The organism is Aridibaculum aurantiacum, assembly GCF_017355875.1.
Lineage (GTDB): Bacteria > Bacteroidota > Bacteroidia > Chitinophagales > Chitinophagaceae > Segetibacter > Segetibacter aurantiacus.
On sequence record NZ_JAFEWC010000001.1, the window covers coordinates 269167 to 287107 of the forward strand.

Genomic DNA, 17941 nt, shown 5'->3' on the forward strand with positions numbered 1-17941 from the left:
CCGGGGCTGAAAATTAAAACAGTTATTGCACTTATTGTGCAGCCTTAAAATGTTCTGCTACTTTATCCCAGTTAATCACATTCCAGATAGCGGTCAGGTAGTCAGGGCGCTTGTTCTGATATTTCAAATAATAAGCATGCTCCCAAACATCCATACCCAAAATAGGAGTGCCTTTTACTTCTGCTACATCCATCAGTGGATTGTCCTGGTTAGGAGTTGAAGTAACTTCCAGCTTGCCATCTTTTACGATGATCCATGCCCAGCCGCTGCCAAAGCGTGTAGCACCAGCTGCATTTACTTTAGCTTTTAGTTCTTCTAATGAGCCAAAGGTGCTATTGATAGCATCTGACAACTCACCAGATGGAGTACCACCATTTGGTGAAAGGATCTCCCAGAAGAAACTGTGGTTCCAGTGACCGCCGCCATTGTTGCGTACTGCCGGGCTGATGCTTCCTGCAGAAGCTACAAGCTCTTCCAATGATTTACCCTCGTGTTCAGTGCCTGCTATTGCTTTATTCAGGTTGTCTACATATGCCTGGTGATGTTTACCATGGTGTATCTGCATGGTTTGCGCATCAATATGTGGTTCCAATGCTTCGTGTGCATAAGGGAGATTTGGAAGTGTAAATGCCATGTGTATTGATTTTAATTGTTTGAAGATAAATGTAATGAGCAGCAAATTTAAATGCTATCTGTTGAACAGAGCAGAACAGAATGAAATGTTTCTGAAATCGCAAGAAGATGCATCTTTAAAAAGAACTCATGTTTCTATAGAACTTTAGAATCTGTTAGAATTGGAGTTCTGCATATTTCCTGCCGGGGCTACGGTCTTATCTTCTTTCTTTGAAAAAATCTTTCATCAGCTTGCCACATTCATCAGCAAGTATACCTTTCACCACCTCAGCTTTTGGGTGAAAAGGATTTTTCTCTGCACAGAAATTATGGTAGCCTTGCTTTTCATCAAATGCTCCAAATACTATTCGCTTCACTTTGCTCCAGTACAAGGCACCCGCACACATATGGCAAGGTTCAATGGTAACATAGATAGTGGCATCCGGTAAATATTTTGCACCTAGCGAATTACATGCTCCCGTTATAGCCAGTACTTCCGCATGTGCAGTAGGATCATTTAAACGCTCCACCCGGTTATGATCGCGGGCAATAATTTTATTATTAATAACAACAACAGCACCTATAGGAATTTCACCTTCCAGGTATGCTTCCTGTGCTTCGCGCAGTGCCTGCCGCATATAATGTTCATCGTTGTACTCAATCATGTTGTAAAAGTACTAATGCTGGCAATGCAGCTGCAGAACCTTATATTGATTACTTTGTAATTAAATGCACAATATGGAAGCTATGCTGACGGAAAGTGGCTGGAAAGGGATGAGAGATTTTTACGCTTCTGGTACCACCCGCACCTATCAGTTCAGGAAGCTGCAGCTGGAGCGCCTAAAGGTGGCAATAAAAGAAAATGAGGAAGCTATATCAGCCGCATTGTTTCAAGATTTAAGAAAGTCAAAAGAGGAGGCATATACCACAGAGATAGGTTTTATGTATGCTGAAATATCTCATGCATTAAAACACTTGCGGCAATGGATGCAGCCCACAACGGTTAAAACACCTGTAGTACTCTTCCCCAGCAGCAGTAAGATCATTCCTGCTTCACTGGGTGTGGTTCTCATCATTGCACCATGGAATTATCCTTTCCAGTTGATGATGGCGCCGCTGGTTGGTGCCATAGCCGGCGGCAATTGTGCTGTACTAAAACCATCTGAACTTACGCCGCATACTTCCGCCATCATTTCCAAAATCATTCAAGAAACCTTTGATCCAAACTTTATAAAAGTAATAGAAGGTGATGGAGCACAGGTAGTGCCTGGCCTTATGAATAACTACCGGTTTGATAATGTTTTTTTCACCGGTAGTATAGCTGTAGGAAAAGAGATCAATAAACTGGCGGCTCCACAACTAGTGCCGGTAACACTAGAGTTGGGTGGTAAATCTCCCTGCATTGTAGATGCCGATGCTGACCTGGCTGTGGCAGCCAAACGGATCACCTGGGGCAAATTCACCAATGCGGGGCAAACATGTGTGGCTCCTGATTATGTGCTTGTACACAAAGATCGCAAGGCTGAATTGGTAAAGCATATGCAGCAGGCAATACATAATTTCTATGGCAGCAATCCGCAGCAGTCAAGTGATTATGGACGCATTGTAAACGAAAGAAGATGGATTACGCTGACAGATTTTCTACAGCAAGGAAAAATCATTGAAGGTGGTAAAACTGATAAGGAAGACTTGTACATATCGCCAACATTGATTGAAAATGTTTCCCTTGATCAACCAATCATGAAGGAAGAAATTTTCGGCCCTTTATTACCGGTACTATCATTTCAGCACCATGATGAAGCGCTTCAGATAATCAAGCAAAATCCAAACCCATTGTCACTCTACTATTTTGGTAACAAGAAAGAGAACCAGGTAAAATTCCTGGATGAAGTATCCTTTGGTGGAGGCTGTATCAATAACACGCTGGTGCATCTTGCCAACGCCGAACTACCCTTTGGAGGTGTAGGCAATAGTGGTGTAGGTTCATATCATGGCAAGTTTAGCTTCGACACTTTTACCCGGCCTAAGAGTGTATTAGAAACAGCTACCTGGATCGATCCTTCAGTAAAATACCCGCCTTATAAAGGAAAGTTGAAGTTCCTGAAATGGTTCTTTAAGTAATGAATCCTATTCCAGTTCCAGGTACATTGGCCCGTGATCGCTGTGCTTAATGTGCGGGAGCACCTTTGCGTCTTTGATGCGGTGGCGGAGGTTTTCTGTCACATTGATGTAGTCAATGCGCCAGCCTTTGTTCTCTTCGCGGATGCTGGGTCGTAGCTGGTTCCACCACGTATATTGTGCAGGCTCCTGAGTTATTTCGCGCAAGCCATCTACAAATCCATTTGCTAGGAACTTATCAAACCATGCACGCTCTTCAGGCAGAAAACCCGTGGTCTTCTTGTTGGTCTTTGGGCTGTGCAGGTCAATTTCTCTATGAGCAATGTTGTAGTCGCCGCACACGATCAGCTGGGAACGCGTCTTACGCAGCTCCAGCAACCAATCAAGAAATTCATCCAGCCATACATACTTGTAAGCCTGTCGCACATCGCCCATTGTACCTGAAGGGAAATATGCATTGATGATGGTGATGTCGCCGAAGTCGGCTCTTATAACACGTCCCTCCAGGTCACTCTGTTCTATCTGGCATCCCTCCACCACGTTGTCAGGTTTTATCTTGCTAAGTATGCCCACGCCGCTGTAGCCTTTTTTCTGCGCACAAAACCACTGGGTGTGGTAGCCCATCGTTTCAATGGAAGCAATATCAATATCAGAACGCTGCGCCTTCACCTCCTGCAGGCATACAATATCGGCGGGGTCAGTTGCCAGCCACTCGTAAAATCCCTTCTTCACCGCGCTGCGGATACCGTTGACATTGTAAGTGATGATGCGCATAGGAATAGTTTTTATACTCTTGATAGTGGTGCAAATTAATCGCTTGCACACACAACTGATTGTAAATGGAGAACTTTATAGCATGAGCAAAGACAAAAGAATTATCAACAACCGCCTTGAGGAATATTTGGAAGGGCCGAAGAGCCGGTGGAAGGAGTTTAAGTTTGCGGTGCATGTATTTTGGCAAATGATACGCGGCATTCGTACGTTGCACTACATAGGTCCATGCATTACCGTCTTCGGCTCCGCACGTTTCAAGGAAGGACATCGTTATTACGAGGCTGCTCGTGAATTCGGCAAACGCATTGCCGAAATAGGTTTCACCACGCTCACTGGCGGCGGACCAGGTATCATGGAAGCGGCCAACCGCGGCGCTTTCGAGAACGGCGGCTACTCCGTTGGCTGCAATATCTACCTGCCGTTTGAGCAGGCGCACAACCCTTACATGCACAAGTGGTTTACGTTCAAACATTTTTTTGTGCGCAAAACACTGCTCGTCAAATATTCGTACTCGTTCATCATCATGCCAGGTGGCTTTGGTACCATGGACGAATTTTTTGAAACGCTGACACTGGTGCAAACCAAAACCATCACGCAGTTCCCAATAGTGCTGTACGGCAAAGAATATTACCAGCCGCTGATGGACTACATGCACTTCCTGGCCAAAGAGCAAACAATAAGTGAAGACGACCTGAAGCTGGTGCTGCTGACAGACGATTACGATGAGGCGATGCAACACATCCGCACCTACATCACCGGCAACTACAAAATCACCAAGAGGCCAAAACCATTCTGGGGCTTCCTTGAAAAGCAATCAAGCAAGGTGAAGGAGCCAACGGTGGTGTAAAAAAGGATGGCTCCGGCAGTTGTAACTCCGGTTGAACATCGTTGCGCCTGCCCCGCTTATTGCGGGGACGCAGTCCGTTCATCGGCAACCCCCGGGTTGAGCCAAGGGTTCAATTCTTTAACCTTAAAGCATGTTGAAGTGTTAGAACTATAACTGCACAGAGATCACGACTATTGTATACCTACTGCTGCCACAATTGAAAAAGCTATTGTATGACACAACAAAAAACCATCCGCATCAAAAGACGAATATTCAGGACGATCTACCCCGTACTGCTAAAAGCAGGTAAAGTGTTTGGTATGAATACCAGCAGCGGGATCAATATAGAAGATGTGGCGCCAGACGCTTCTTTTCACGAATTAAAAGCTTTAGCTAACAATGGCACACCCATTAACTTTTCTCAATACAGGGGCAAGAAAGTAATGGTGGTAAATACAGCCTCGCAGTGCGGCTATACTCCACAGCTAAGTGAGCTAAAGAAGCTGCAGGAATTGTACAGGGGCAAGCTGGAGATCATTGGCTTTCCGTCCAATGATTTTAAAGAACAAGAAAAGGGAACAGATGAACAGATAGCCACCTTCTGCATCGGCACCTACGGCATCCAGTTTCCGCTGGTGAAGAAGAGCCGGGTTCGTAAAGGAGAAGGACAGCATGAAGTGTTTCAGTGGCTGACACAGAAAGAGAAGAATGGCTGGAACGACAAGGAGCCAGGTTGGAACTTTACCAAGTACCTGGTGAATGAGCAAGGTATACTGACGCATTATTTTGGTGCAGGTGTTTCACCATTAAGTAAACAAGTGATACATGCGCTTGGACTGAAGTAGTGTTCTATTTTTTTGTACGGGGAAGTAGATCATTAAGGATATACCTGCTGAAGTTTAAACGATACATCAAGGTCATCCAGCTTCACATCTTCTTCCGCTTTGGTGAATTTGAAAGTTGTCCACTCACCACCTTCGCTGCGTTTGTACATGGTGAGCAACATGGTCTCAGGTTCTACTATTAGGTAATACTTAAGCGAAGGGATCTTTGTATAGTCGATATATTTATCTACATAATCGTTTACCTGAGTACTTTCTGATACTACTTCTACTATCAGCACAGGCTCTTTCTTGATGTATATATTGTCTTCAGTCTTTTCTTCTTTGGTTACAAACACATCAGGATAATAATACTTGTTTTCACCGTGGATCTTGACTTTTACATCGTGTGCGTAAACCTGGTAGCCGCGGGACTTTAGGACTTGCATAAAAAGAAAAGCAATTGCAAGGGCAATCTCATTATTGATATCTTTTTCTCCCGGCATTTCAAAAAGTTGACCGTTAAGGAATTCATGACGTGTGGCGGCAGATAGTTCATGCCTGATGTACTCGTCCACGCTAAAAATCCGGTCTGATGTTGCCATTCGCATAGCTGCCCCTTTTATCTCAAATATACAAATATTGCTCCTGCGACAGAAAGCTGCAAAAAGCAAAGGCGTAAAGAAAACGCTAACAAAAATCAATCTCTTAGTGTTCCTTTACGCCTTTCTTCCTTAGCGCCTCTTCGTGCCTTCGCGACTTTGCTGCTAAAACATCCTATGCATAATCCAGCACCGGACGCAACCAGCGTTCTACCTCTTCCACCGGCATGTTCTTCCGCTTTGCATAGTCCTCTACCTGGTCTTTATTGATCTTGCCTAAGCCAAAATATTTGCTTTGCGGATGGGCAAAATACCAACCGCATACACTTGCTGCAGGATACATTGCCAGGCTTTCTGTCAATTCGATTCCTGCATTTTCTGTAGCATTCAACAATGCAAACAGCTTGTGCTTTTCTGTATGATCAGGGCAGGCAGGATAGCCTGGTGCAGGACGAATACCCTGGTATTCTTCTTTCACCAGTTGTTCGTTGGTTAGGTCCTCGCCTGGTACGTAGGCCCATAGTTCTTTTCTTGTTTTAGCATGCAGAAGTTCAGCAAAGGCTTCTGCCAGCCGGTCGGCCAGCGCCTGTAGCATGATCTTGTTGTAATCATCGTGCTGCGATTCAAAGCGTTTGATGTGTTCTTCAATGCCATGAATGGATACAGCGAAAGCACCAATATGATCTTGCTTGTTAGTCTCAACCGGAGCGATGAAATCAGCCAGTGACAAGTTCGGTTGTCCTGCCGCTTTCTTGCTTTGCTGGCGCAGGAACTGAAGTGCTACTTGTTGTGTATCTCCTTGTTCTTTTGTTTCAGCCACCGTAACTGTATCAGCTGCAGTCGCATTGGCCTGCCAGAAACCAACCACTCCTTTTGCCGTCAGCCACTTCTCATCAATAATCTTTTGCAGCAACGCTTTTGCGTCGTTGTGCAGTTTGGTCGCTTCTTTACCAATTACTTCATCGCTCAGTATCTGCGGGTACTTGCCATGCATTTCCCATGCAATGAAGAACGGATGCCAGTCTATGTAAGGTGCAATTTCAGCCAGGTTATAATCGTTGAACACACGCACACCTGTAAAAGAAGGCGCTGCCGGTTCAAAAGCATTCCAGTCAATCTTCATTTTATTGGCCTGCGCTTCCTCAAATGACAGTAATGATTTAGCTGATCGTTTATTGCCAAAGTCTTCACGCAGCTTGTCGTATTCTTTGTAGATGCCAGAAAGAAAATCATCCTTCTGCTCTTTGCTGAGCAGGCTGCCTGTAACGGTTACGCTGCGGCTGGCATCGAGTACGTGCACCACGCCATTTTCATATTCAGGCGCAATTTTTACGGCGGTATGCATCCGGCTGGTGGTGGCACCGCCTATCAGCAATGGCTGCGTCATATTGCGGCGCTTCATTTCGTGTGCTATGTGCACCATCTCATCTAGTGATGGAGTAATGAGACCACTCAGGCCGATCACATCTACATTTTCTTTCTGCGCCGTTTCCAGAATTTTATCTGCAGATACCATTACACCAAGGTCGATAATGTCGTAGCCGTTACATCCCAGTACCACACCCACTATATTTTTCCCGATGTCGTGTACATCACCTTTTACGGTTGCGAGAAGAATTTTAGCGGCACCTGCCAGCTCTTCATTGGTAGTGCCGGCAGCAAGGTGCGCCTGCTTGCGGTCTTCTTTTTCCTGCTCAATAAAAGGCGTCAGCACCGCTACAGCTTTTTTCATAACCCTTGCACTCTTTACTACCTGCGGCAGGAACATTTTACCACTGCCAAACAGGTCACCCACAATATTCATCCCGTCCATCAGCGGACCTTCAATTACATCAAGTGGTTTGGGATATTTCTGACGAGCTTCTTCTGTATCCAGTTCTACGTAATCGGTTATTCCATTTACCAGTGAATGCGCCAGTCGTTTCTCTACCGGCTCATTGCGCCATGCTTCATCTCTTACGGTTACTTTTCCTTTTGCTTTTACTGTTTCGGCAAAATTGATCAGTGCTTCTGTTGCCTGGTTGTTGTCGTTGTTGCGGTTGAGGATCACATCTTCGCACAGGTCGCGCAGTTTGGGTTCTATCTCGCTGTACACCTGCAGCTGACCAGCATTTACAATACCCATGTCCATGCCTGCCTGTATGGCATGATAAAGAAATACAGCGTGAATGGCTTCGCGTACGTGATCATTGCCGCGGAAGGAGAAGGATACGTTGCTGACACCGCCGCTCACTTTCGCCAGCGGCATTCTTTGTTTTATGACACGTGTTGCTTCTATGAAATCTACTGCATAGTTATTATGCTCTTCAATACCTGTTGCTACCGCAAAAATGTTCGGGTCGAAGATGATATCCTGCGGCTCGAAGCCTACCTGTTCGGTTAATATCTTATATGCGCGTTCGCAGATCTCCACCTTGCGGTCTTTGGTATCGGCCTGACCTACTTCATCGAAAGCCATGACAATGACAGAGGCGCCGTAAGCCTGGCAGATAAATGCCTGCTCGATGAACTTCTCCTCGCCTTCCTTCATGCTGATGGAGTTGACGATGCACTTGCCCTGCACACACTTCAGGCCGGCTTCGATGATCTCGAACTTGGAGCTGTCGATCATGATGGGGATTTTGGCGATATCGGGCTCGGCCTGCAGCAGGTTGAGGAAGGTGGTCATGGCGCTGACGCCGTCGAGAAGGGCGTCGTCCATGTTGACGTCGAGGATCTGTGCGCCGCTTTCTACCTGCTGGCGTGCTACGGAGAGGGCTTCTTCGTAGTTGCCCTCGCGGATGAGGCGGGCAAATTTCTTTGAACCGGTCACATTGGTGCGCTCACCTACGTTAACGAAGTTCGTCTCCGGACGGATGGTGAGTGGCTCGAGGCCGGCTAAGCGTAAGTAGGGTTTGATAACCATTTTTATTTTTTTTGAACCACAAAGGCACTAAGGGCACTAAGGGTCACAAAGTTTATAGTACTATTCGTTTGATGCCCTCTTTGATAAGTGGAACATGGAAATTTATTAGGAAGCCTAACCTTTTCTGTGAAAGCTTAAGATAGCTAATCATTTGTGCCTCCCAGACAGGGTGGAAGTTTTCCTGGGCTTTAAGTTCAATGATAACCAAATCATCTACAAGAATATCTAACCGCAAGCCATCGTCTATTTTTAGGCTATTGTAGATTATAGCCACCTCTTTTTGTCTTAAGTATGGAATGTCACGATTAGATAACTCATGGCAAAAACACTTTTCGTACACACTTTCAAGCAAGCCAGGCCCAAGAAATTTATGAATAGTGTAAGCAACATCTACTATTTGCTTACCTAAACTTTCTTCCCTTACTGATAATGATTGATACATTCTTAGTGCTTCTTTGTGTTCTTGGTGCCTTAGTGGTTCAATATCTCATCATATTAAACACTCGCCTCAACCACCGGCAATTGCCTTGGCTGAAACTTTGCCACTTCTTCCGCAATATGCTTTATATGATCCGGTGTGGTGCCGCAGCAGCCGCCGACGATGTTGACATATCCTTCCTTCGCCCACTCTTCGATGATGTGTGCAGTTTCATGTGGCTGCTCGTCGTATTCGCCGAAGGCGTTGGGCAGGCCGGCGTTGGGATAGGCTGAAGTAAAACACTCTGCTATCTGGCTCAGCTCTTCGATGTGCGGACGCATTTCCGAGGCACCGAGGGCACAGTTGAGACCAATGCTCAACGGGCGGGCATGGCGGACGCTGTTATAGAATGCTTCCAATGTTTGTCCGCTCAGTGTTCTGCCGGAGGCGTCGGTGATGGTGCCGCTGATCATGATCGGCCATTCTTTGCCAACCTTACGGAAATATTGTTTACAGGCGAAAATGGCCGCTTTGGCATTGAGGGTGTCGAAGATGGTTTCGATCAGGATGATATCCACACCGCCGTCTGTCAGTCCTTTTATCTGTTCGGTGTACGCTTCTACCACTTCGTCGAAAGTGACGGCGCGGTAGCCGGGATTATTAACGTCGGGTGACAAGCTGAGTGTTTTATTGAGCGGGCCGATGGCGCCGGCAACAAAGCGCGGTTTACCCGGATCGTTGGCTGTGTATTCATCAGCGGCGGCGCGGGCACATCGGGCAGAGGCCACATTGAGCTCGTAGGCGAGTGACTGCAAGTCGTAGTCGGCCTGCGCAATGGTGGTGCTGCTGAAGGTGTTGGTCTCGATGATATCGGCGCCGGCGTCGAGGTACTGTTTGTGAATACCGGTAATGATATCAGGCTGGGTGATGCTGAGTAGGTCGTTGTTTCCTTTCACATCGGTGTGCCAGTCTTTGAACCGGTCGCCGCGGTAGTCTGCCTCAGTCAGCTTGTGGCGCTGTATCATGGTGCCCATGGCGCCATCGATGATTAGGATGCGTTGTTCGAGAAGTTTACGTATGTCCATGTTATGTTTTTTCAGCCACTAAGGCGCGAAGGCACGAAGTGGCGCTAAGTATTTTTTGAACCACAGCGGCACGGCGGCACTGCGTGACACTGCGGACGGTGGTTGATTTCGCGGCCGGCTTGTTGGCTGAATACTATACAGCTGTACAAGTGTGCGACGCAACGGCTGTTGAAAGCAGTTACTAAAGCCGACTTCATAAAAAAAAATCATTGAACAATAGACGAAAACAAACTGGGGAAGGTGCACAGCGTGGTGTCGTTTATTAGTTCAATGCGGGCCGGATAAAATCAGCAGGTTGAACAATAAACAAATCCGCCTGCTGAAGTGGAGCAAATGTAGGCCAGAATTCGGTTACAGCAAATTTTACAATTAGCCGTCGATCCAGGTTTTGAAATGCGCAGAGCGTTCGGCACTTACGATGGTTTCGTGCTTGCAAGGCGGGTTGAGCTTGATGAGGACCCGAGATTTGCTGTACGAGAACATTTCGGTGATGGCATTGAAACAGATGATGAACTGACGGTTGATGCGGAAGAAGTTCTTCGGGTTGAGTAGCGTCTCCAGCTGGTCGAGGTGATGATCGACCACGTAACGTTTGTTGTCTTTGGTAACAAGGAAAGTCACTTTGTTCTCGGTGTAGAAGTAGGCGATATCAGTGGTTTCTATGGTTTTGATGTGTTCGCCATAACGAACAGCAAAGCGCTCTTTGTAAGTGGGTGCAGGTTTTTGCAGGCTTAGTAACAGCTTCTCGATGTTGACTGAAGGCGACTGGACGGAGAGGTTGTTGAACTTCTGCAAAGCCCGCTGTAGTTCTTCTTTTTTTACCGGCTTCAGTATATAATCGATGCTGTTTACCTTGAATGCCTCCAGCGCATATTGATCGTAAGCAGTGATGAAAATGATGGGAGTGGTAACCGTGACCCGCCTGAAGATCTCGAAGCTTTGGCCGTCTGCCAAATGGATGTCGGATAAAATCAGATCGGGTGAAGGATTTGAACTCAGCCATTGTATGCCTTCAGCGATGCTAGCTAGTGCAGCCAGGATCTTGGCGTCGGGAAGAAGTTCCAGCACCATTTTGCTGATCCTTCGCACAGCGGCTTCTTCGTCTTCTAAAAGCAGGATGTTTTTCATGTCAGGCTAAAAGTAAAGGTATATGGACAAGAAAATGTTGATCGGTGTGTTCAATTTTTATCTCCTTGCGGCTTAGCAGTGCGTACCGCTTCTGAATGTTTTGCAATCCCATGCCTGCACCTTTTTCCTGGTTGTATTTTGGGTTGATGTTGTTATGCACCAGCAGCTTTTCTTCCACTACTGAAATGGTGATGACAAGCGGCGAGGCAGGTGTGATGGCATTATGCTTCACCGCATTTTCGCATAACAACTGAAGGGTGAGGGGCGCAATTGCATATACTTTCTGTAGCTGTGGTGGAATATTTACCTGCAGCTGCAGGTTGTTTCCAAAACGTTTTTGTTGAATAAAGAAGTAATCTTTGATCAGCTGTAGTTCTTCTTCCAGTGAAATGGTATCCTTATCACGATAGGTAACGATCTTCCGGTACAGGTCGCTCAGGTGCTCCACGTAAGTAACGGCACTGCCAGGATTTTCTTCAATAACAGAAATAAGCGTATTGAAACTATTGAACAGGAAGTGCGGGTTTACCTGGCTTTTGAGCGTTTCGAACTGCGACTGGATCTTTTCTTTTTCAAGCCGCTCCCAGCGCTTCAGGCGTTGCTCCCGGTTTTTAATAAACCAGTAAAGGCCGCCGCTAATGAGCAGGAGCACCAGGATAATGAACCACGGCTGTAGCCAGAGCGGTTTCTTTATTGTGAATGTATAGCTGGCTTCGTTCTGCTCGTGGAACTGCTGGTTAAGCGATGCTCTTACTTTAAAGGTATAGGTGCCGGCGGGCAGTCGCGGAAAGTTGATGTAGTTCTCTTTGGTATTGATCCAGTCGGTGGAATAGCCTTCGAGCTTTAACTGGTAACGCACTTTGTCAGGATGAGAAAAGGAGATGCCGGAGAAGTAAAAGCTGATGTTATTCTCATCGTGCGCAAAAACATTTTCAGTGGCTATATCTATGTCTTTTTCAAAAAGTGTGACACGTGCCAGTGAAACACGCGGCTGTAATGTTTGGTAGCTGGCGGTATAAGAGATGATGCCTTGCTTGCTGATGAAATACACATTGCCATTGTAACTGCTGATGCAGTTGAGGTCAGTATTCAACTCCTGCAGTCCCTGGTTGTCATCAATATAAGAAACGGCATGCGTGTTCACATCTACCAGGTTTATTCCTTTGCGACTGATGGCTACAAGATTGCCTTTTTTATCAAGAGAAAGAGCATTGATGGTGGCATCATTTAGTCCTTGTTCTACAGAGATATTTTTGAAGGAATGTCCATCAAATACATACAATCCGCCGCCAAGGGTGCTGAACCATATGTTGCCTAACAAATCTTCGCAAAGGCTGTAAGCGACCAGGTGTTTGATGCCTTGCTTCTCACCAAAGTTCTCGTACCTGCCATTGTTCATTACCGTTACACCTTTACCATCTGTTGCAAACCACACCCTGTTTTTACTATCTACCATTATGCTGTAGATATAGTTGCTGCCAATGCCGCTAAGGCGGTTGTAGTTTTCAAATTGGTAGGGCTGTTTTATATCCAGGTTCTTTTCCGTTAACCGGCAAAGAACGGCGCCACCAAGGCTGCTAATCCAAACCTGGTTGCCTTTGCCATTGATGGAAAGTACACTGCCATCAACAAGCAGGTGGTCTTCTGTTAAGTTCCTGCTTTGGCCACTCATCGGATCGATGATGAAAACTCCTTTGCCCATCGTGCCCATCCAGATGTGGCCGTACATATCTTCATAAATAGCAGTGATGTCAGTGGTAGCAGAAATGGCTGCAATTGGAAAATTCTTCCATTTCCAAGTGCCGGTAGCAGAGTCCAAGCTATACCGCTTCAAGCCTCTATTGTTGTTTATCCAGATGTTTTGTTTGCTGTCGCTGTAGATGGTATGTGCTTCTGTAAATTCCTGTTCGGTTAAAGGTGCAATTAACTGCAATTGCGTACCTGGGGTTCGCACCAGTTGGCTGTTGCTGGTGAACCAGATGTTTCCTTCAATATCCTGCAGTAGGTTGCCGGCTTTACCGAAGCCTGCAGAAGCCTGCACATGAACAACCTTTGTGAGAAATGTATCTGCAAAATGAATAGCAGCAATACCCTCGTCTTCTGTGGCAACCCATATTTGTTCCTGCTGTGCAAGTATGCTGTTTACTTGCCCGTACTTCCATGGCAGAAGCAAGTCGGGAGAAAAGAAATCATGCTCCCTGGGCCTGAACCTGCCAATGCCTTTATCCTGCATCCCAAGCCAGCAGTCGCCGCTGGTGGTATATAAGCTGCGAACAATATTATCGGGTAAACCATTGGCAGATGTAAATGGCTTAATTACTTTTTGGTTGTTGCTAAGCCGGATGGTATTGATGCCTCTGTCGGTAGCAGCAAGGATGCCATCTGGATGAAGCAGCAATTGGTAAACATAATTGTCACTCAGGCCGTCATCGGTGTTGATGTTGTAAAACCTTTTGTTGCGGTAATAATAGATGCCTTCTCCTGCTGTAGCAAAATATATCGTGGAACTATCGGTTACTATAGATGTAATGCTTACCTGCGGATGCCCTTCCTCTGCTTTTAAAAGAGAGACTTGTTTCATGTTGCTGTAAGCGATCATGCCGTTTTGCAAGCCTAACCATACGGTACCTGCTTTGTCTTCGCTGATAGCAGTAACTGCAGTAGAAACAATAGAATCTGCAAAAGGAATTGCATGGAAATTCTGACCATCGAACCGGAACAGGCCCATCGATGTGCCAACCAGCATATAGCCTTTAGCAGAATAATGTAAGGCATGTATGCGTGGTGCATTACCATCGTCGGTAACTACAAATGGCTTAAAAGAAAAAGGTTGTGCAATGGAATGGAGAGCAGCAAGTAAAAGTATAACAACTGTTATATGCTTCAGGGATGGCTTCATTTACTGGCGGGGTTGCAGCTGGCAGTTTACTTCTACTTTTATCTCCGACGCCAGTTTGTCTTTTACAACTTTAGGAATAGGAATGTTATGATCAGATAATAAAACGGTGAACTCTGACTTGATATGCGCCTTGCCGTCCTTGATAGTAAGATCGCTTTTTATGATCCGCTCTTGCGGTACCCCATGAACAGTAAGTATACCTTTTGCTCGCACAGAAAAATGGCCATCCTGTAAAAGGTTTACATCTTCTATGATTTTTCCTGCAAAGCGCGCTTCGGGAAACTTGTTGCTTTCCATGTAATTCTCATTGAAGTGCTCCCGCTGCAGTGCGCTATTGAAACCTTCAAAAGTTTCAACACGAACTTTGAAAGCGAATTCTTTTTTTGCTACATCCAATGCTCCGCTTAAGTTGTTGCTGGAGGCTTTTATCAATTCGTAAGGCGCATCCGATTGAAAAGCTATTTTACCAGAATTGGTGATAAATACTTTTCCTCCCTGGGCTGCAAGGAAGGAAAGCGGTAGGAGGAAGATCAATATGGTAAGTAATGCCTGCTTCAAGTTTTTGGGTTTATTGCATCAAATATCCTTGGGCTTTTTCTTTTTACCGATAACAAATACACGCGAAATATTGAAGCCGAAGTAGATGTCACCGTTGCCCCATTCGCCCTGGGTTTCAGTGATAAATGTACGCTCTGTCATGCCTCGCGAATTGGTAAAGTGCAACTGGAAAACGTGGCCACCCGTTTCTATATCTACACCCAGTGACAAAGAATTGGTAGTATTGGGCAGCTTGTGTTGCGGGTTCACCAGGTAGTACTCGCCATTGATGCTTACACGTTTGGAAATTTTTTGCCTGCCGCCAATTCCCAATGCAAAGATGTCGTTGGGGTTGGTAGCAAAAGGTACAATATTATGATGTACAATGGTAGGCGCAAGTTGAATAGAAGTGCCTTCGGAGAACTTGCGTGCTACCAGCAATTGAAACGCATAATACAGCCTGTCGCTAAAGTTTCGCTTGATGGTTTGATCTACATCTTTTTGTGTACGTATCATGGCTGAAGCAACTGCTGTAACTGTTACCGGCATCACTCTTTTACCTGTAGACTGCCTCAGCAGCCTGTACTTCAGAAATCCATCCACTTGTTTTTGAAATGTACTTCTGCCAAGACCAACTGTAAAGTGATCGGTGATCCCATAGTCTAAACCCATTCGCATAGTTGCATTATCCAATCCAAAAAAGTCCTCGATGCCGCTGTTAACCGTGCCGAAGCGATGCGAGATCTTGAAATCAAGAACTCGTTTGCCTGTTGTTTCTATCGTATGGCCATTGATAAGCCTTGAAGTTTTGAATGTGGCGGTGGTATAATCGGTTCTGTCAGCTTCCTGTTTTTTTGAGTCTTCATCCAGCATTTTAAACAGGTCTTCTTCCTGCGAGAAAACAGTGGCAGAGAAAAAGAAGGCGGCCAGCAGCAGGGTGATTTTTTGTAGCATAAAGCAATGGTTGAAATGGGTTCTGTCTACTGAAGATTTCAGCAAATGATTTGATCCACCTGGTTAATCGTACTGACAATTTACATCTACAACTATGGTTTCTGCTATTTTCTTTCCTACCATTGAGCCGCCTATATTATGGTCTTTCAGTTTCACAGGAAAACGTGCTTTGGCTGTTACCTTACCACCTTTTACTTCCAGGGTGCCATCAGTTTCCAAAGGTTTGGTAACACCATGAATAGTAAGCTCACCTTTTACTTTTGCTGGGTATGAGCCATCTTTATTCAAGTCGATGCTTTTGATATTGGTAACATAGCCTTTAAAATTGCTCTTAGGATATTTCGAACTTTCAAGGTAGTTCTCGTTGAAGTGATCTTCCATCAACTGGTTCTCGAACTGGAAACCTTTGATCAAAAGCGTAAAAACAACCTGACCTGTAGCAGCAGCTAGTTTGCTTTCCACTTCGCTGTTTTGTGCTTCTATGTCTTCAAGCGGTGCTTTAGAGTAGAAGGAAATCTTACCGTTTTTGGTGCTGTATACTTTTTGTGCGTTTACTGTTGTAGCAGTCAATCCTATTGCTGCCAGCAAAATGAATATGTATTTCATAGTTTGTTTTTTTAAAATGAATTAGTTCTGTGGCGCTCCTCTATCTATCCAGGCTTTTATTTTAGCAATGGTACAGGCAGGTAGTTTGCTTCCGCCTTTTGGCATTGGTGATGCACCTCCGCTGTGCGTGATCGCTCTCATCAGCTGGCCGTTGTTCACCATGTTTTTTACACCATTATATGTATCCAGCCTGATGCCTCCGCCGCTGGCAGCAGTTCCGCTATGGCAGGAATAGCAACTGGCAGAAAGGATATTGGTGATGTCTACACTGTACCGCATATTGGCCGTATCGCAATTACTGCCAGTGCCGGTAGTGGGGTAAACGAGTTCTTCTTTATCGTAAAAGCAACCAGTAATAAGCGCTACTGAGAATGCCGTGATGAATAATAGAATGATCTTTTTCATGTGATACTTAATTTTCTGGTGCACCTGCTTGTATCCACTTCCTGATCTTAGTGATTTGGCAATCATTCAACTTGTTGCTGCCCATAGGCATTGGCGTATAACCTGCACTATGTGTGATTGCTCCCAGTAACCTGTTGTTGATGGCTACTGTTCGTACACCGGAATATAAAGTAAGGTTTATTCCTGCACTTGTAGTAGCACCGTTGTGACAGCCATAGCAGTTGGTTTCTAAAATTGGTTTTACTCCTTGCGAATAACTAAAGATGGTTGTATCGCATGTAGTGCCGCAGTTGGTGGTATTCTTAGCTCCTTCGTTGATCCATTTTTTTATGATGTTGATCTGTGCTGTTGTAAGTCTAGGATTTGGTCGTTGCGGCATCCTGTCATCTTCATCATCGTCTACCAATACTTTGTAGATCTTGCTATCGTTGGCATCGCCGGCTTTTATTCCTTTTTTAATGATGTTATCATACGAATCAAGAACGTATCCTTCTCTTCTTGATTGTACATCGTGGCAGCCGCTCTTGGCACAGCTACTCTTGAAGATGGGAAGTACTTCTGTTTCAAAACAAACAACATTGCTGCCTGGGGTGCCGCCGGTATTGCCTCCTCCTGTATTGCCGGTTTGAGAACCATCAGCAGGGGTTTCTACTGTATGCTTACAAGCCCAAATGGCAGCTACTGCAAATAATATAAAACAGGTCTTTTTCATAAGCTGCTGTTTATTTGGTTACCAGTACTGCTTCGCTAAGCCGCACATCGCTCAGCATCCCGTTGCACTTGCCTTTGATGGTGACATTATTTCCAATCGAAACATTCGTTGCAGGTTCTTTCAATGTGGTGTAAACTCCCGCAAAATCATCACCTGACGCCAGCATGATGGTGGTGTTGCCATCCTGGTTTTGGCTTACCTCTGTTACCGTTCCTGTTACCTCTATAGCCTTGTCTAAATATTTTTCGTTGGCTGCTGTTTCATTTTCCTGGAAATCTTTTACCAGTTGTGTGGCAGTAACTGCTATTCCTTTTTCGTTCTCAATGTTGCGGCGTGGTTTATTCCACATGAAATATGCAACAGCCGAACCTGCAATTAATAAGGTCACAATTACAACTACTGCTATTTTTCCTTTTTTTCTCATTGAAGAAGAATTATAGGAGCAAGTTACTGCTCCGGTTCATCAAGAACCTAAATCAATCAACTGAACAGGGAAAAACAGTAGCTGAAGTGGAAGATTGGTGGTAGTAGGAGAATAT

At 45.3% G+C, this 17941-nt stretch carries 18 protein-coding genes; 3 read left to right on the top strand and 15 right to left on the bottom strand.

The window, feature by feature from the left end:
• Positions 1-31 precede the first annotated feature (31 nt).
• Together J4N22_RS01095 and J4N22_RS01100 are read right to left on the bottom strand one after the other, a co-directional pair.
• Complete coding sequence (locus J4N22_RS01095; protein WP_207491824.1) at positions 32-634, bottom strand: superoxide dismutase; 603 nt, start codon at positions 632-634, stop codon at positions 32-34.
• A 196-nt stretch (positions 635-830) separates the two neighbouring features.
• Positions 831-1277: a nucleoside deaminase gene (locus J4N22_RS01100; protein WP_207491826.1), complete on the bottom strand. Its 447-nt coding sequence runs from the start codon at positions 1275-1277 to the stop codon at positions 831-833.
• A gap of 73 nt (positions 1278-1350) precedes the next feature.
• Here J4N22_RS01100 and J4N22_RS01105 point away from each other — a divergent pair, with 73 nt between their 5' ends.
• Positions 1351-2733: an aldehyde dehydrogenase family protein gene (locus J4N22_RS01105; RefSeq protein ID WP_242692012.1), complete on the top strand. Its 1383-nt coding sequence runs from the start codon at positions 1351-1353 to the stop codon at positions 2731-2733.
• A gap of 6 nt (positions 2734-2739) precedes the next feature.
• On the opposite strand, the gene J4N22_RS01110 is transcribed toward J4N22_RS01105, so the two are convergent.
• Positions 2740-3504, bottom strand: a complete 765-nt coding sequence (locus tag J4N22_RS01110) for an exodeoxyribonuclease III (protein WP_207491827.1) — start codon at positions 3502-3504, stop codon at positions 2740-2742.
• A 43-nt stretch (positions 3505-3547) separates the two neighbouring features.
• Between J4N22_RS01110 and J4N22_RS01115 the strand changes: the two genes are divergently transcribed.
• Positions 3548-4351: an LOG family protein gene (locus J4N22_RS01115; RefSeq protein ID WP_242692013.1), complete on the top strand. Its 804-nt coding sequence runs from the start codon at positions 3548-3550 to the stop codon at positions 4349-4351.
• Between the two features lie 212 nt (positions 4352-4563).
• Complete coding sequence (locus tag J4N22_RS01120; RefSeq protein WP_242692014.1) at positions 4564-5175, top strand: glutathione peroxidase; 612 nt, start codon at positions 4564-4566, stop codon at positions 5173-5175.
• Positions 5176-5207: 32 nt separating this feature from the next.
• Here the strand turns inward: J4N22_RS01120 and J4N22_RS01125 are convergent, their stop codons facing one another.
• From J4N22_RS01125 to J4N22_RS01180, 12 genes are all read right to left on the bottom strand, one after another.
• Complete coding sequence (locus tag J4N22_RS01125; protein WP_207491829.1) at positions 5208-5756, bottom strand: Uma2 family endonuclease; 549 nt, start codon at positions 5754-5756, stop codon at positions 5208-5210.
• A gap of 172 nt (positions 5757-5928) precedes the next feature.
• Positions 5929-8658: a methionine synthase gene (metH, locus tag J4N22_RS01130; protein WP_207491838.1), complete on the bottom strand. Its 2730-nt coding sequence runs from the start codon at positions 8656-8658 to the stop codon at positions 5929-5931.
• Between the two features lie 52 nt (positions 8659-8710).
• On the bottom strand, positions 8711-9100 hold the full coding sequence (locus J4N22_RS01135) for a GxxExxY protein (RefSeq protein WP_207491841.1): 390 nt from the start codon (positions 9098-9100) through the stop codon (positions 8711-8713).
• A gap of 53 nt (positions 9101-9153) precedes the next feature.
• Complete coding sequence (locus J4N22_RS01140) at positions 9154-10161, bottom strand: homocysteine S-methyltransferase family protein (protein ID WP_207491842.1); 1008 nt, start codon at positions 10159-10161, stop codon at positions 9154-9156.
• A gap of 369 nt (positions 10162-10530) precedes the next feature.
• Positions 10531-11289: a LytR/AlgR family response regulator transcription factor gene (locus J4N22_RS01145; RefSeq protein ID WP_207491845.1), complete on the bottom strand. Its 759-nt coding sequence runs from the start codon at positions 11287-11289 to the stop codon at positions 10531-10533.
• Between the two features lies 1 nt (position 11290).
• Positions 11291-14188 carry a sensor histidine kinase gene (locus tag J4N22_RS01150; RefSeq protein ID WP_207491847.1) on the bottom strand — a complete coding sequence of 966 codons (2898 nt, stop codon included), beginning with the start codon at positions 14186-14188 and terminating at the stop codon, positions 11291-11293.
• On the bottom strand, positions 14189-14746 hold the full coding sequence (locus J4N22_RS01155) for a YceI family protein (RefSeq protein ID WP_207491849.1): 558 nt from the start codon (positions 14744-14746) through the stop codon (positions 14189-14191).
• A gap of 18 nt (positions 14747-14764) precedes the next feature.
• Complete coding sequence (locus J4N22_RS01160) at positions 14765-15679, bottom strand: DUF5777 family beta-barrel protein (RefSeq protein WP_207491851.1); 915 nt, start codon at positions 15677-15679, stop codon at positions 14765-14767.
• A 63-nt stretch (positions 15680-15742) separates the two neighbouring features.
• A complete protein-coding gene (locus tag J4N22_RS01165; protein WP_207491854.1) occupies positions 15743-16285 on the bottom strand; it encodes a YceI family protein in 543 nt (180 codons plus the stop codon).
• A 21-nt stretch (positions 16286-16306) separates the two neighbouring features.
• A complete protein-coding gene (locus tag J4N22_RS01170; protein WP_207491856.1) occupies positions 16307-16690 on the bottom strand; it encodes a c-type cytochrome domain-containing protein in 384 nt (127 codons plus the stop codon).
• A gap of 7 nt (positions 16691-16697) precedes the next feature.
• Complete coding sequence (locus J4N22_RS01175; protein WP_207491858.1) at positions 16698-17402, bottom strand: c-type cytochrome domain-containing protein; 705 nt, start codon at positions 17400-17402, stop codon at positions 16698-16700.
• 10 nt (positions 17403-17412) lie between these two features.
• Positions 17413-17826 carry an OB-fold protein gene (locus tag J4N22_RS01180; protein WP_207491860.1) on the bottom strand — a complete coding sequence of 138 codons (414 nt, stop codon included), beginning with the start codon at positions 17824-17826 and terminating at the stop codon, positions 17413-17415.
• Between the last annotated feature and the right edge of the window lie 115 nt (positions 17827-17941).